Below are 15277 nucleotides of genomic sequence, written 5' to 3'. Positions count from 1 at the left end.
GCTCGTAGCGTGAGCATGGGCGGAGGTGGCGGACCACGAGGCGGCGGAGGCTTCCGCGGCGTCGACATCGAGGCGCAGAAGAAGCTGAACGCCGAGGCCCCACGCATCCCGAATCTCGGGCCGCGGGTGGTGGCGCTGTTCCGTCCGTACCGGATCCAGATCGCCTTCACGGCGATCCTCGTCATCGCCGGCGCGGCGATCGCGGTCATCCCGCCGCTGCTCGTGCAGCGCATCTTCGACGACGCCCTGTTCCCGACCGACGGGTCCGCCCCCGACCTGGCGCTGCTCGCGCGCCTCGTGGGGCTCATGGTGCTGCTGTTCGTGGTGGGCGCCGGCCTCGGGATCGTGCAGACCTGGCTGACGTCCACGGTCGGGAACAAGGTCACCGGCGACCTGCGCGTCCGGCTCTTCGAGCACCTGCAGGCGATGGAGCTGAGCTTCTTCACCCGCACGAAGACCGGAGTCATCCAGTCCCGCCTGCAGAACGACGTCGGCGGAGTCGCTGGCGTACTGACGAACACCGTGACCAGCATCCTGGGCAACGTCGTCACGGTGATCGCCTCGCTCGTCGCGATGATCATCATCGACTGGCGCCTCACCATCATCGCGATCGTCATCATGCCGGTGCTGGTGGTCGTGCAGCGCCGGGTCGGGCAGGTCCGCGCGAGGATCGCAGGGGAGACGCAGGAGTCGCTCTCGGAACTGACCGCGATCACGCAGGAGACGCTGAGCGTCTCGGGCATCCTGCTCTCGAAGTCCTTCAACCGGCAGCGCACCGAGTCCGCGCGCTACCGCACCGAGAACGTCAACCAGGTCGGCCTGCAGGTGCGCTGGGCGATGAGCGGCCAGTGGTTCTTCGGCGTCGTGCATGTGCTGATCGCGAGCGTCCCGGCGGTCATCTACCTCGTGTCGGGGTACCTGATCAGCGGCGGGACCGACGCCATCACCGCCGGTACGATCGTGGCCTTCACGACGGTTCAGGCGCGGCTGCTGCAGCCCCTCCTCGGCCTCATGCGCGTCGCGCTCGACATCCAGACGTCCTCGGCGCTGTTCGCGCGCATCTTCGAGTATCTCGACCTGGTGCCGGCGATCCGCGATTCGCCCGACGCGACGAGCGTCGACCGGGCGCCGGGGCCGGTGGGTCGCATCGAGTTCCGCGACGTCGTGTTCCGCTATCCGGATGCCACCGCCGACTCGCGCCCCACGCTTCAAGGCGTCTCGTTCACCGCGGAGCCGGGCCAGCACGTCGCCTTCGTCGGTCCGAGCGGCGCCGGCAAGACGACCGTCATCTACCTCACGCCCCGCATGTACGAGGCCTCAGAGGGAACGGTCCTGTTCGCCGGCGAGGACGTGCGCAACCTGACCCAGGAGTCGATCATCGACCACGTCGGGATCGTCAGCCAGGAGACGTATCTTTTCCACGCCACCATCCGCGAGAACCTGCGCTACGCCAAGCCGGACGCCGGCGACGAGGAGCTGGAGGCCGCCTGCCGGGCGGCGAACATCCACCACATCATCGAGGGCTTCGAGCACGGCTACGACACGGTGGTCGGTGAGCGCGGCTACCGCCTCTCGGGCGGCGAGAAGCAGCGCATCGCGATCGCCCGGGTGCTGCTGAAGGATCCGCCGGTGCTGCTCCTGGATGAGGCCACGAGCGCGTTGGACACGGTGTCGGAACGGGTCGTGCAGGAGGCGCTCGACGCGGCGGCGCGGGGGCGCACCACCCTCTCCATCGCCCACCGGCTCTCCACGATCATCGGCGCCGACGTCATCCATGTCGTCGACGCGGGGCGCATCGTCGAGAGCGGAACCCACTCCGAACTCATCGAGGCCGGCGGCCTCTACTCGGAGCTGGCGGCCGAGCAGCTGGCAGCGTCCCGCATCCTCGAGGTGGAGGAATCCGAGCCGCCCGCCGACCACCCCGACCGGCGCGCGGACCGGCCCCCGGCCGACGGACGCCCACTGACCCTCGACGCTCCCGTCGGCGAGCGGGACTGGCCGCAGCTCGAGGAGCTCGGCGAGGCGCCGGTTCCCGAAGCCCGCTGACCGGCGGATGACCTTGGCGTACCGCCGTCAGGCTGCATCGGCGTCGCGCGCTCGAAGGGCCGCCCGCACTGCACTCTTGCCCCACTCAGCCTGCGTGCGGCACGCGTCTTGGGCCAAGACCGCCGCCGTCTCGAACTGACCGAGGGGCCACGGGAGCCCGAAGACGTCGTCCACAGGGTCGATTCCGCGCGAGGAAGCGGTGCCGTACGTGACTACCAGAGCCGGGCGGCGGCGACGGCGGTCGCGGAGGCCTCGGTCAGTTCCGCGCGCTCGGCCCCGGCCGCGTCCCAGATGTCGCGGGTGAAGGATCCGAGGGCGCTGCGGTAGGCATCCTCCGAATGCTGTGCGGCGATGCCGGCGAGGCGCGGCACGTCCATCCCCAGGATCTGCCGGCGGCGGGCGGCCGCCGCCGCGGCATGGCCACCGTCCTCCAGAACGGCCAGACCGGCCGCCATGGCCTCGAGGCACTCGCGCAGCACCGGCAGGGCCGCCTCCCGCTGGGTGATGGATGAGCCGTCGGCGCGGATGCGCCAGAGCACGACGACGTCGGGCACGACGTCGAAGGACGCCGCGCCGGAGTACATCCGCTGCGCGACGACCTGATCCTCGTAGAGCTTGCCCTCGGGAAAGCGCAGGCTGGTCCGGTGCCAGAACGACGCCCGGCTGACCTTCGACCAGGCGACGATGTTCGAGGAGGCGTCGGGGTGCGCGTCGATCGTCGTGCCCCGGCGCTCGGGACTCGTGGCGGACGACACCCACGGCTGCACCTCGCCCTCGACGTACTCGTCGCCATCCGGGCGCAGGCGAACGTAGGCGCCGGCGGCGAAGTCGCTGCCCGATTCGCGGAGCATGCCGACGAGCCGCTCGAGGGCGCCGGGTCGCAGCACATCATCCGCGTCGAGGAAGGCCACGAACTCCGTGTCGACGAGATCGAGGCCCGCGTTGCGCGCCGCCCCCAGGCCCCTCCGACGATCCTGCGTCACCACCCGGAAGCGGGGGTCCGCTGCAGCGGCCGCGGCGAAGATCGCCCCGGTCGCATCGTGAGATGCGTCATCGATTAGAACCGCCGTCCAGTCGGTCAGCGTCTGGGCGCGGAGGGAGTCCAATGCCTCCTGCGCGTAGGGTGCGACATCGAACCCCGGCACGATCACGGTGACGGTGGCGGGTGTACGGCTCATCGGGTCGATTGTACGGCGGCCACCGACGCGGCGACGGCGTCCGCCACCGCATCGAGCGGCTTGGACGCCGCATGCGCGAGCGTGAATCGCACGGCGGTCTGGGCGACTTCCGGTTCGATGCCCATGGCCACCAGCACGTGCGACGGCTCGTCGCTGCCCGCCGCGCAGGCCGACCCGCTCGAGGACACGATGCCGCGGCGCTCCAGCTCGAGCAGCACGGCCTCGCCGCTGGTGCCCGCGAAGGTGAAGCTCGCGGTGCCCGGGAGCCGATGCACCGGATGCCCCGTCAGCGTCGCGCTCGGCACGCGATCGAGCACGCGCGCGACGAAGTCCTCCCGCAACCGGGTGACACGGGCGAACGCCTCCTCGCGTTCGGCCTCGGCGAGGTCGAGGGCGGTAGCCAGTGCCACGGCGCCGGCGACGTGCTCGGTGCCGCTGCGCCGGCCGCGCTCCTGTCCGCCGCCGTGCAGAAGCGGTTCGAGGGGGACGCGGCCACGCACGACGAGCGCGCCGGTGCCCTTCGGAGCGCCGATCTTGTGGCCGGCGATGGAGATGGCGTCCGCGCCAGAGCCGGCCAGGCGAAGCCATCCGGCCGCCTGCACCGCGTCCACGTGCACCGGGATGCGGCGCTCGCGCGCGAGGGTCGCGATCGCACCCACATCCTGGATCGTCCCGACCTCGTTGTTCGCGTAGCCCACGCTGACCAGCGCGGTGTCCTCGCGAAGGGCGGCGCCGATGGCGGCCGGATCGACCGTGCCCGTGCCGTCCACCGGAACGCGTGACACTTCAAAGCCGTGCACCCGCTCGAGATAGTCCGCCGACTCCAGGATCGATTCGTGCTCGATCGGCGTCGTGACGAGGTGTCTGCGATCGCGGCCGAGCTGTGCGGCGATCGCGATGCCCTTGATCGCGAGGTTGTTCGCCTCGGTGCCCCCGGAGGTGAAGATCACATCGCTCTGGCGCATCCCGAAGACCGCCGCGACCCGCCCACGCGCATCCGCCAGCGCCTGCGCTGCTCTCTCGCCGACGGTGTGGTGGCTCGACGGGTTGCCGTACACGCCGGCCAGGTACGGAAGCATCGCCTCGAGCGCCTCCGGGCGCACAGGAGTCGTCGCGGCGTTGTCGAGGTACAACGTGGCTTCACCCGGGTGAGGCGTGGCGTTGGAGAGGTCGGACGATGTGCCGTGCGCGTGGATGCTCATCTTCGGCTCAGCGCGCGTGGATCCGGATGTCGAGGGCGAGGTCCAGCGCGGGCGCGGAGTGCGTCAGGGCACCGACGGAGATCACGTCGACGCCGGTCTCGGCGATCGCCCGCACCGTGGCGAGGGAGACACCGCCGCTGGCTTCGACGGTGGCACGACCCCCGACCTGCTCGACGCCCCGGCGCAGGTCATCGAGCGAGAAGTTGTCGAGCATGATGGTTCCGATCCCCGCCGCGAGCACCGCCTCGATCTGATCGAGGCGGTCGACTTCCACCTCGACGTGCGTGGTGTGGGAGAGGCGGGCGATGGCCCCCTGCAGCGCCGCGGTGACCGACACGCCCTTCTGCGAGAGCACGGCCAGATGGTTGTCCTTGGCCATCACGGCATCCGAGAGGGAGTGCCGGTGATTGTGGCCCCCGCCGTTCATCACCGCGTGCCTCTCGAAGGCGCGCAGTCCCGGGGTGGTCTTGCGGGTGTCCGCGACGCGGGCGCCCGTGTGCGCGACCTCGGCCACATAGCGGGAGGTGAGCGTGGCGATGCCCGACATGCGCTGCACGAAGTTGAGACCGACGCGCTCACCCGTGAGCACCCCGCGCGCCGGGCCGGCCACGATGGCGAGGGTCGATCCCGCTGCGAACCACTCGCCGTCCTCCACGAGCGGCTCGACCGTGATCCGCGGGTCCGTCAGCCGGAACGCGGCCGCGAACACCTCGCCGCCGGAGAACACCCCGGATTCGCGGCCGACGAGCTCGGCGCGCGCCTGCGCATCCGGCGTGATGAGCGTCTCGCTCGTGATGTCACCCCACGGGGCGTCCTCTTCGAGCGCCGCCGCGACCGCGCGATCGATCGTGGTGCGGGTCAGCACGCCGACGCTCCGACGGTGCTCGATTCGTGAACGGTGGATTCGGCGGCGCGACGCTGTTCGGCGGCGACGAGGTCGGTCACGATGTCGTCGGAACCCACCCCGTCGGAGCGGAAGTGCGCACCGACGGAGACGCGGCGGGCGCGCGCCGCCGCGACCAGCGCGGTCGCGACCTGCAGCAGGTTCTCGTCCTCGAACTCGGCCTCGGTGACGGGGATCCGGGGCGTCGCGCTCCACGCGGCGAGGATGCGCGCCGCGTGTGCCAGACCGGTCTTGTCGCGCACCAGTCCCGCGTCCTCCCACATCAGGGCCTGCAGCGCGTCGCGCGAGAACGGCGGCACACCGCCAGCCCCGTCCCGCGATCCTCCGGTCCTCTCGTCTCGACGCTCCGCGGAGCCGGCAGCAACGGGAAGCGACTGCTCGGCGGCCGGTTCGGCGTAGGCCGCGGGCACGGGTGCCGCGGGCCAGTCTCCTCCCGTCGCGTCGGCGGCCAGCACCGAACCCGCCCGAGCGCCGAACACGGCGCCCTCCAGCAGAGAGTTCGAGGCGAGCCGGTTCCCGCCGTGCACCCCGGTCCTGGCGACCTCGCCCACGGCGTACAGCCCCGGGATGCTCGTGCGGCCGTGCAGGTCGGTGGTGATCCCGCCCATGAGATAGTGCGCGGCCGGGGTGACGGGGATGGGCCGGCGCGACCAGTCGAGGCCTCGCTCACGCACGGCGGCGTCGATAGTCGGGAACCTGCTCGCCAGGAATTCGGCGCCGAGAGCCGTCGCGTCCAGGTGCACCGGCCGGCCGCCCTGAAGGTCCATCTGGTGTGCGATCGCCCTGGCGACCACATCCCGTGGCGCCAGTTCGCCATCCGGATGCGCGTCGAACGCGAACCTCCGGCCGTTCTCATCGATCAGCGTCGCGCCTTCGCCCCGGACGGCCTCCGACACGAGGAACGCTTCGCCGGCAGCCAGCACGGTGGGGTGGAACTGGAAGAACTCCAGGTCGGTGACGGCAGCGCCGGCGCGCAGCGCCGCCGCGATCCCGTCACCTGTCGCCACCACCGGGTTCGTGGTGTGGGCGTAGAGCTGGCCGGCCCCGCCCGTCGCGAGCACCACGGCATCGGCGTCCAGAACCATCCGGCGCGTGTTCCCGGTCCCGCCGCCGACCCCGCCCTTGGGCGCGGATGGCTCCTCCACCAGCAGGTCCACGCCCGTGACGCGGCCGCCCTCGCACACCAGGTCGACGAGGAAGGCGTGCTCGATCACCCGGGCGCCGCTGGCCCGCAGCCGCGCCACGAGTGCCTTCTCGATGGCTGTGCCGGTGGCATCCCCGCCCGCATGCAGGATGCGCGGATAGGAGTGAGCCGCCTCGAGACCCTTGAGAAAGGCGCCGTCCTCGTCGCGATCGAACGCGACACCCAGACCGATGAGCTCCCGGATGCGTGCGGGGCCCTCATCGACAAGGACTCGCACGGCCTCGGGGTCGGCGAGGCCGGCGCCCGCCCGCAGGGTGTCGGCGATGTGATCCGCGATGCGGTCGTCGGCGAACATCACGCCCGCGATGCCGCCCTGGGCGTAGCGGGTGTTGGCGTGTTCGAGCACGTCCTTGGTGACGAGGGTCACACGCACCCCGGCCGCGACCGCATGGAGGGCGACCGTCAGTCCGGCGATGCCGCTCCCGACGAGAACGGCATGCACGGCGCCCCGCTGCACGTCGGCGGCGCTCCCGCTCGTTCCGGCCGCCGTCACGACAGGCTCTCGGCCACGAGCGCGGGTGCCTCGGGCGGCTTCGCCGCGAGCATCCGTTCCAGCGCGAGCCGCGCGGGCTCCGCCACATCCAGGGGCACCGAGACGCGGTTCAGCACTTCGCCGCCGACGAGACCCTCGAGCACCCATGCCAGGTAGCCGGGGTGGATGCGGTACATCGTCGAGCAGGGGCAGACCACCGGATCCAGGCAGAAGATCGTGTGCTGCGGGTTGTCGGCGGCGAGGCGCTGCACGAGGTTGACCTCGGTGCCGACAGCGAAGGTCGTGGGCTCGGTCGCCGCCTCGATCGCCTTGCGGATGTAGTCCGTCGAGCCGGCCTCGTCCGCGGCATCCACCACCGGCATGGGGCATTCGGGGTGCACGATCACGCGCACGCCCGGGAACTCCGCGCGCGCCTTCTCGATCTGGTCGACGGTGAAGCGGCGGTGCACCGAGCAGAACCCGTGCCAGAGAAGAACGCGGCTGTCCTCGACGGCGGAGAGGTCGTTGCCACCCAGCGGCTTGTTCGGGTTCCACATCGGCATCTGCTCCAGCGGCACGCCCATGGCCTTCGCCGTGTTGCGCCCCAGGTGCTGGTCGGGGAAGAACAACACGCGCTCGCCGCGCTGGAAGGCCCACTCGAGCACGGTCTTCGCATTCGAGGAAGTGCAGACGATGCCTCCGTGGCGCCCGCAGAACCCCTTGAGGTCGGCGGCGGAATTCATGTACGTGACGGGGATGACCGGCACCCGGCCGTCGGGGCCCGGCTGATCGAGCGGCCCGAAGACCTCCTCGAGCTGCTCCCAGCACTCCTCGACCTGGTCGATGTTCGCCATGTCGGCCATCGAGCAGCCCGCGGCGAGGTTGGGCAGGATCACGGACTGCTCGGGCGTGGAGAGCAGGTCGGCGGTCTCGGCCATGAAGTGCACGCCGCAGAAGACGATCGCCTCGGCATCCGATCGCGCCTTCGCGGCGTTGGCGAGCTGGAACGAGTCGCCCACGTAGTCGGCGTGTCGCACGACCTCTTCGCGCTGGTAGAAGTGGCCGAGGATCACGACCCGGTCGCCGAGCGTCGCCTTGGCCGCGCGGATGCGGGCGTCCAGCTCCTCCTCGGAGGCGTCGCGGTACTCGACCGGCAGCTCGCCCTGCCGCGGCGATCCGGTCGGGATGACGTCGCCCATCGATGCGCCCGGTCCGTAGCCGGGGCGTGTGTCGAAGTTCCACGGGCCGGCGGCGAGGTCGGTGTTGCACGTCTCGGCGTTGGAGCGGCCCGTCGTGATGAGACGGAGGGCGTGGTCGACCGAGGGGTCGGCCACCGTGGATGGGTGCAGGGTCATTTCGGGCTCGATCCGGTCAGGGGCCCGCGATCGGCGAGCTCGACGTCCTGGTTGTAGCGGTAGAGGCGGGCGGGCCGGTGGCTGCCCGTGCGGAAGTGCTCGGTCGGGATGAGGGTGCCCGAGGCCTCCGCCTGGCGGCGGAAGTTCGCGGGGTCCAGGCGCCGGCCGAGGATCGACTCGTAGACCTCGCGCAGCTCGGCGAGGGTGAACTCGTCGGCGAGCAGGCCGTGCGCGATGCGGCTGTAGCCGACCTTGTTGCGCAGGCGCCACAGGGCGTAGTCGACGATCGCGTTGTGGTCGAACGCGAGACGCGGGAGGGATGCCGCGTCGAACCACTCGACGTTCTCGTCGGCGAAGGCCGGTGCGTCGTCGGCGTGGACGCCGATGATCTCGTCGGGGCGCAGGAGCGCCCAGTAGATGATCGACACGACGCGGGTGGGGGAGCGGTCGACATCGCCGAAGGCGTAGAGCTGCTCGAGATAGGTCGGGGCGAGCCCGGTGGTCTCGGCGAGTGTGCGGGATGCCGCGGCATCCAGCCCCTCGGCGGGGTCGAGCCATCCCCCGGGCAGGGCCCAGAGACCCTCGAACGGGTCGCGGGTGCGGCGCACGAGGGGAAGGACGATCGACGCGCCGTCCGCGCAGGGCCGCAGGCTGAAGATGACGGTCGACACGGCCACGCGCGTCACTTCGTCCGCGGCCGGTGCCGTGGCGGTGGATGCTTCGAGAGCGCTCGTTCGTGTCATCATGACTCTAACCCCTTCATCCGCCATCTTATAGTCATCCCGACATGAAGTGCAAACCGCGGAACGCGGCCGGGGAGTCCTCCCAGGTCAGCCGCTTAGGATCGCTCCGACCAGGGAGGGGAACACCGGTGGCCGCCGTCGATATCGTCGTGCTCGCGATCCTCGTGATCGCCGTGATCATCGGCGTCATGCGCGGACTGCTGGCGAGCGTGGGCTCCCTCGTCGGGCTCGCCGTCGGTGGCCTCGCCGCGTACTGGGCGGTTCCGTTGGTCAACGCCGCGATTCCGGATGCCGCATGGCGGGGGGCTGCCGTCCTGGCCGTGGCGGTCGGACTTCTCCTGATCGGATCCGCGGTGGGCTCCGCGATCGGGATGGCTCTGCGGCGCGGCGTCGACAAGACGAAGCTGCGCGGGCTCGAGCGTCTCCTGGGCGGAGCGGTCAGCCTGACGGTCGCGGCCCTCGCGGTCTCCCTTGCAGGGCAGAGTCTGGCGGCGACGGGCATGCCCTTCGTCGCCTCGTCCGTGTCGTCGTCGCGCATCCTCACCGCCATCCAAGACCTCACGCCGCGGCCCCTCGCCGCGACGATGGCCCAGCTTCGCGGCGCCGCCGAGGAGGGCATCCCTCGGCTCGGACAGCTGCTGGCCCCGCAGCTCGCGCCGAGCATCCCGGATGTCGCGCTCGACGAACCAGCGCTCACCGCCGCCGCGCAGTCCGTCGCCCGCGTGTCGGGCGTCGCGTTCGCGTGCGGCATCACCGCCAGCGGCTCCGGGTTCGTCGTGGCGCCGGATCGCGTGATGACGAATGCGCATGTGGTGGCCGGCGTCGACCGCCCGGTCGTCGAGCTGCCTGGTCGAGAGGCGCGGGAGGGCCGGGTCGTCTACTTCGACCCCGTCGACGACATCGCCGTGGTGGCCGTGGACGGGCTGGATGCGACACCGCTCGACGTGGTGCCGACCCTCGGGGTCGGATCGGAGGCGGTCGTGCAGGGCTACCCGTACGGCGGTCCGTTCACGACGGGCGCCGCGCGGGTGCTCTCGGTCGGAATGGCCGACGTCCCCGACGTCTACGACGAATCGAGCTCCGCGCGGGAGGTCTACGCGCTCGCCGCGCAGGTGCGTCCTGGCAACTCGGGCGGTCCGCTGCTCTCCACGACCGGCCAGGTCGCCGGCCTCGTGTTCGCGCGCGCCGAGGGCGACGACGATCTCGGCTACGCCATGACACCGACGGAGATGTCGCCCGTCGTCGACCGGCTCGCCGAGCTGGACGCCGCGGTCGCCTCCGGCACCTGCAGCGGCTGAGCTCCATTCGCGGATGGTGCCCGTTTTCTCGCACGCGCCCGATATGCTGGCCTCGCAACTGAAGACAGGCCGCACGACCCTCGCGGGAGAGCCCCGGCAGAACCTTGCCGGGCACCGAAGGAGCAAGCCTCCCCGCCAATCTCTCAGGTCCGCGTACCGCGCGGGGTCCGGCCACTCTGAAAAGCGGTCCTCGTGGACCCGCCGACGGTGAAAGCCGCAGCATCCGATCAGTGCAGTGGATGCCGCGTCGAAGCTCTCAGGCCCATGACAGAGGGGGAGTTCGCCGGCGTCACCCGACGCCAGCCCGGACGAGCACCGGAGAACTCATGACAGACCCCGCGATCCCGCCCCGCAACACCCCTCTGCGTGCGACGCACGAGGCGCTCGGTGCTTCGTTCACCGACTTCGGCGGGTGGCTCATGCCGGTTCGCTACACCTCCGACCTGGCCGAGCACCACGCCGTGCGCACCGCGGCCGGCATCTTCGACATCTCGCACATGGCGGAATTCCTGGTGGAGGGCCACGAGGCCGGCGTCTTCCTCGACTACGCGCTCGCCGGTCGGCTCTCGGCGATTCCCGTGTGGAAGGCCAAGTACAGCCTGCTGCTCGCACAGTCGGGCGGAATCATCGACGACCTCGTCGTCTACCGCCTCGGTGCGCACCGGTACTTCGTGGTCGCCAACGCCGGCAATCACGATGCCGTCGCCGACGCCCTCGCCACCAGGGTGTCGGGCTTCGAGGCGACCGTCGTGGACGCGAGCGAGGACTACGCGCTGATCGCCGTCCAGGGTCCGATCGCCCGCGCGGTGCTCGAGGCGACGCCTGGAATCACGGACCTCGGACGCCCCCTCGCCGAGCTGCCGTACTACGCCGCCACCGACGCGTTCTACGACGGAGCGCCGCTGCTCGTCGCCCGCACGGGGTACACCGGCGAGGACGGCTTCGAACTGTATGTCTCCGCATCCGCCGCCGCGGGCCTCTGGGACGCCCTGCTCACCGCGGGCTCCCCGCTCGGACTGGTGCCCGCCGGGCTCGCCGCCCGCGACACCCTGCGCCTCGAGGCGGGGATGCCGCTCTACGGCCACGAGCTCTCGCTCGACATCGTTCCGGCACAGGCCGGCCTCGGCCGCGTCGTCGCCGCGGACAAGAACGAGTTCGTCGGGCGCAAGGCCGTGCTCGCCGCTGTTCCCGCCGATGCGCCCGTGCTCGTCGGCCTCGTCTCGGAGGGCAAGCGGGCCGGTCGCGCGGGGTACGAGGTCTTCCGCGGGGAGGAGCGCGTGGGCGAGATCACGAGCGGCGCGCTCAGCCCCACCCTGCAGCATCCCATTGCCATGGCCTTCGTCTCGCCGTCCGCGGCCGCCGAGGGCACCGCAGTCACCATCGACGTACGCGGAACGCGAATCCCCGCGACCGTGACCGCCCTGCCCTTCTACCGGAGGAAGAAATGACCGATCTCAACGCTCTCAAGTACACCGCCGAGCACGAGTGGATCGCCCTCGAGGGCGATCTGGCCACGGTCGGCATCACCGATTTCGCGGCCGACAAGCTCGGCGACGTCGTCTTCGTCGAGCTGCCGGCTGTCGATTCGGGCGTGAGCGCGGGGCAGGTCGTCGGTGAGATCGAGTCGACGAAGTCGGTCGGGGAGCTCTACGCGCCCCTCACCGGCGATGTCGTGGCGGCCAACGACGCCGTGGTCGATGACCCCTCCCTCGTGAACTCAGATCCGTACGGAGACGGGTGGCTGGTGAAGATCCGCGTCGACGCGTCCGCCGCGGCCGAGCTGCTCGACCGCGAGGCGTACGTCGCGCTCACGGGTGGCGCCGAATGACGGGGACGGCGCCCGAGGCGCTCGGAGGATTCGCCGCGCGGCACATCGGGACGGATGCCGCGGCGCAACGGGCGATGCTCGACGTGCTCGGGTACGAGAGCGTCGACGCGCTCGTCGAGCGGGCGGTGCCCGCATCCATCCACGTGCAGCCGCGCACGACTTCCGACATCCCGCCGGCCGCAACGGAGGCCGAGGCGCTCGCGGAGCTGCGCGAGCTCGCCTCGCAGAACCGCACGGCACGCCCGATGATCGGTCTGGGCTACTACGACACGATCACGCCGTCGGTCATCGCCCGCAATGTGTTCGAGAACCCGTCCTGGTACACGGCGTACACCCCGTACCAGCCCGAGATCTCGCAGGGCCGGCTCGAGGCGCTCATCAACTTCCAGACGATGGTCACCGACCTGACCGGGCTGGCCACGGCGAACGCGTCCATGCTCGACGAGTCGACGGCGGTCGTCGAGGGGATGCTGCTCGCGCGGCGGGCGTCGAAGTCCCCGTCGAACGTCTTCGCGGTGGATGCCGATGCGCTGCCGCAGACCAAGGCGCTGCTGCGCTCGCGCGCATCCGCCGTCGGCATCCAGCTCGTCGAGATCGACTTCGCCCGCGGAGGCACGCTTCAGGGCTCGATCGGCGAGCCTGTGGAACCATTCGGCGTCTTCCTCCAGTACCCCGGGGCGACGGGACGCGTATGGGATCCGTCCGGGGTCATCGACGCGACCCACGTCGCGGGGGGCCTCGCCGTCGTCGCCGCGGATCTGCTGGCGCTCACGCTTCTGACGTCGCCCGGGTCGCTCGGCGCCGACGTGGCCGTGGGCACCACCCAGCGGTTCGGAGTGCCGCTCGGCTTCGGCGGCCCCCACGCCGGTTATATGGCGGTGCGCCAAGGTCTCGAGCGCCAGCTGCCGGGTCGCCTCGTCGGGGTGTCCCAGGATGCCGCAGGCCACCCCGCGTACCGGCTCTCGCTGCAGACGCGCGAGCAGCACATTCGTCGCGAGAAGGCGACATCCAACATCTGCACGGCGCAGGTGCTGCTCGCGGTGATGGCGGCGATGTATGCCGTGTACCACGGCCCGTCCGGCCTGCGCTCGATCGCAGAGGACGTCTCCCGCAAGGCGGAGGCGCTCGCCGACCGGCTGCGGTCGTACGGGCTCTCCCTCGTCTCCGACTCGTTCTTCGACACGCTCCGCGTCGTGACCCCCGGTCCCTCGGCGCAGGTCATCGAACGAGCCCGTTCGCGCGGCTACCAGCTCTTCTGGGCGGATGACGCGACCGTCGGCGTCTCGGTCGATGAGACCACGACGGCCGACGACCTCGCCGCGATCGCCTGGGCGTTCGGCCTGCCGTCCGCCGACGAGCACGGCGTGCGGGACGTGCCGTTCGCGGGACTCTCGCCGCTCGCCGGGGTCCCTTCCCGGCTGGCCCGCGAGGACGAGTACCTCACGCATCCGGTGTTCAACACGCACCGGAGCGAGACCGCGATGATGCGCTACCTGAAGACCCTGGCCGACCGCGATTATGCGCTGGACCGCGGGATGATCCCGCTCGGCTCCTGCACGATGAAGCTCAACGCGGCGACCGAGATGGCCGCCGTTTCGTGGCCCGAATTCTCCCGCGTGCACCCGTTCGCGCCGGAGGCCGATGTGCACGGCTACCTGGCCATGATCGAGCAGCTCGAGGCGTGGCTCGCCGAGGTCACCGGATACGACTCCGTGTCGCTGCAGCCCAACGCCGGGTCGCAGGGCGAACTCGCCGGGCTGCTCGCGATCCGCGGCTGGCACCTGGCCAACGGCGACACGGAGCGCACGGTGTGCCTGATCCCGTCATCCGCGCACGGCACGAACGCGGCATCCGCGGTGCTCGCCGGGATGAAGGTCGTCGTCGTCGCGTGCGATGAGGCCGGCAACGTCGACCTCGAAGACCTGCGGGGGAAGATCGCGGCGCACGCGGCGCAGCTGTCGGCGCTGATGATCACGTACCCGTCGACGCACGGGGTCTACGAGCACGACGTGCTCGAGATCACCGAGGCGGTGCACGACGCGGGCGGCCAGGTGTACGTCGACGGCGCCAATCTCAACGCGCTGCTCGGGTTCGCGCGGTTCGGGGATCTCGGCGGCGACGTGTCGCACCTCAACCTGCACAAGACCTTCGCGATCCCGCACGGCGGTGGGGGACCCGGTGTCGGGCCGGTCGCGGCCAAAGCGCACCTCGCGCCGTTCCTGCCCGGGCATCCGTTCGCGCAGCGCTCGGACCACGGGGTGTACACGCATGACGGCGGTGCTGTCTCGGCGGCGCCGTTCGGCTCGGCCGGCATCCTTCCCATCTCGTGGGCGTACATGCGGATGATGGGCGCAGAAGGGCTGCGCGACGCCACCGGCGCCGCCGTGCTCTCGGCGAACTACGTGGCCGCGCGGGTGCGGGAGCACTACCCGGTGCTGTACACGGGCGAGGACGGCCTCGTCGCGCACGAGTGCATCCTGGACCTCCGGCCGCTGAGGGAGCAGACGGGCGTGACGGTGGACGACGTCGCCAAGCGCCTGATCGACTTCGGCTTCCACGCGCCGACCATGTCGTTCCCCGTCGCGGGCACCCTCATGGTGGAGCCGACGGAGTCCGAGGACCTGGCGGAGCTCGATCGCTTCGTCGAGGCCATGGTCGCGATCCGCGAGGAGGCGCTGGCCGTCGCGGCGGGGGAGTGGCCCGCGGACGACAACCCCCTCGTGAATGCCCCGCACACGGCGGAGTCGGTGATCGCAGGGGAATGGACGCACCCGTACACCCGCGAGAAGGCCGTGTACCCGGTGCACTCGCTTGTGCGCAACAAGTACTGGGCGCCGGTGCGCCGGATCGACCAGGCCTACGGTGACCGCAATCTCGTGTGCGCGTGCCCGCCCATCGAGGCGTTCGCCTAGCCGGGCCCCGCGGGCGCGCCCCGGCGCGGCCGCTTCGAGAAATCATTCCCGGTGCGAAACGGCGGCTACGCGCCGAGACTGCTCGCACCGCCCGCAGTCTCGGCGCGGGGCTGCGGTCTCGCCCGGCGTGTGTCG

The 15277-nt window shown here is 71.1% G+C and carries 11 protein-coding genes and 1 riboswitch; of the genes, 5 read left to right on the top strand and 6 right to left on the bottom strand.

Annotated elements, in window-relative coordinates:
- The first annotated feature begins 15 nt into the window (after positions 1-15).
- Positions 16-2046 (top strand): ABC transporter ATP-binding protein, encoded by a 2031-nt coding sequence (locus ACPW96_RS09475; RefSeq protein WP_425882955.1) that lies wholly within the window; start codon positions 16-18, stop codon positions 2044-2046.
- A 212-nt stretch (positions 2047-2258) separates the two neighbouring features.
- Here the strand turns inward: ACPW96_RS09475 and ACPW96_RS09470 are convergent, their stop codons facing one another.
- The 6 genes from ACPW96_RS09470 to ACPW96_RS09445 are packed head-to-tail and all read right to left on the bottom strand — an operon-like array spanning position 2259 to position 9107.
- Positions 2259-3224 (bottom strand): glycosyltransferase family 2 protein, encoded by a 966-nt coding sequence (locus tag ACPW96_RS09470; RefSeq protein ID WP_425882849.1) that lies wholly within the window; start codon positions 3222-3224, stop codon positions 2259-2261.
- Complete coding sequence (locus ACPW96_RS09465) at positions 3221-4426, bottom strand: cysteine desulfurase family protein (RefSeq protein ID WP_425882848.1); 1206 nt, start codon at positions 4424-4426, stop codon at positions 3221-3223. The genes ACPW96_RS09470 and ACPW96_RS09465 overlap by 4 nt, the downstream gene beginning before the upstream one ends.
- 7 nt (positions 4427-4433) lie before the next feature.
- On the bottom strand, positions 4434-5291 hold the full coding sequence (gene nadC, locus ACPW96_RS09460; protein WP_425882847.1) for a carboxylating nicotinate-nucleotide diphosphorylase: 858 nt from the start codon (positions 5289-5291) through the stop codon (positions 4434-4436).
- Positions 5285-7027 (bottom strand): L-aspartate oxidase, encoded by a 1743-nt coding sequence (gene nadB, locus ACPW96_RS09455; RefSeq protein WP_425882846.1) that lies wholly within the window; start codon positions 7025-7027, stop codon positions 5285-5287. Before nadB ends, nadC begins: the two co-directional genes overlap by 7 nt.
- Positions 7024-8361: a quinolinate synthase NadA gene (gene nadA, locus ACPW96_RS09450; protein WP_425820151.1), complete on the bottom strand. Its 1338-nt coding sequence runs from the start codon at positions 8359-8361 to the stop codon at positions 7024-7026. Before nadA ends, nadB begins: the two co-directional genes overlap by 4 nt.
- Positions 8358-9107: an NUDIX hydrolase gene (locus ACPW96_RS09445; protein ID WP_425882845.1), complete on the bottom strand. Its 750-nt coding sequence runs from the start codon at positions 9105-9107 to the stop codon at positions 8358-8360. Before ACPW96_RS09445 ends, nadA begins: the two co-directional genes overlap by 4 nt.
- A gap of 125 nt (positions 9108-9232) precedes the next feature.
- Here ACPW96_RS09445 and ACPW96_RS09440 point away from each other — a divergent pair, with 125 nt between their 5' ends.
- The 4 genes from ACPW96_RS09440 (at position 9233) to gcvP (ending at position 15142) form a co-directional block, all read left to right on the top strand.
- A complete protein-coding gene (locus ACPW96_RS09440; RefSeq protein ID WP_425882844.1) occupies positions 9233-10402 on the top strand; it encodes a MarP family serine protease in 1170 nt (389 codons plus the stop codon).
- Positions 10403-10475: 73 nt separating this feature from the next.
- A riboswitch (glycine riboswitch) is annotated at positions 10476-10571 on the top strand.
- Between the two features lie 157 nt (positions 10572-10728).
- A complete protein-coding gene (gene gcvT, locus ACPW96_RS09435; RefSeq protein ID WP_425882843.1) occupies positions 10729-11850 on the top strand; it encodes a glycine cleavage system aminomethyltransferase GcvT in 1122 nt (373 codons plus the stop codon).
- The gene (gene gcvH, locus ACPW96_RS09430; protein ID WP_425820154.1) at positions 11847-12230 is read left to right on the top strand and encodes a glycine cleavage system protein GcvH; all 384 of its coding nucleotides are present in this window, start codon (positions 11847-11849) and stop codon (positions 12228-12230) included. Before gcvT ends, gcvH begins: the two co-directional genes overlap by 4 nt.
- Entirely contained in the window at positions 12227-15142 is a 2916-nt protein-coding gene (gcvP, locus tag ACPW96_RS09425; RefSeq protein WP_425882842.1) for an aminomethyl-transferring glycine dehydrogenase, read from the top strand. Before gcvH ends, gcvP begins: the two co-directional genes overlap by 4 nt.
- The last annotated feature ends 135 nt before the right edge of the window (positions 15143-15277 follow it).

This window comes from Micromonospora sp. DT81.3, assembly GCF_049847225.1.
GTDB lineage: Bacteria > Actinomycetota > Actinomycetes > Actinomycetales > Microbacteriaceae > Microbacterium.
This window is presented reverse-complemented; position numbering and strand designations above follow the sequence as displayed.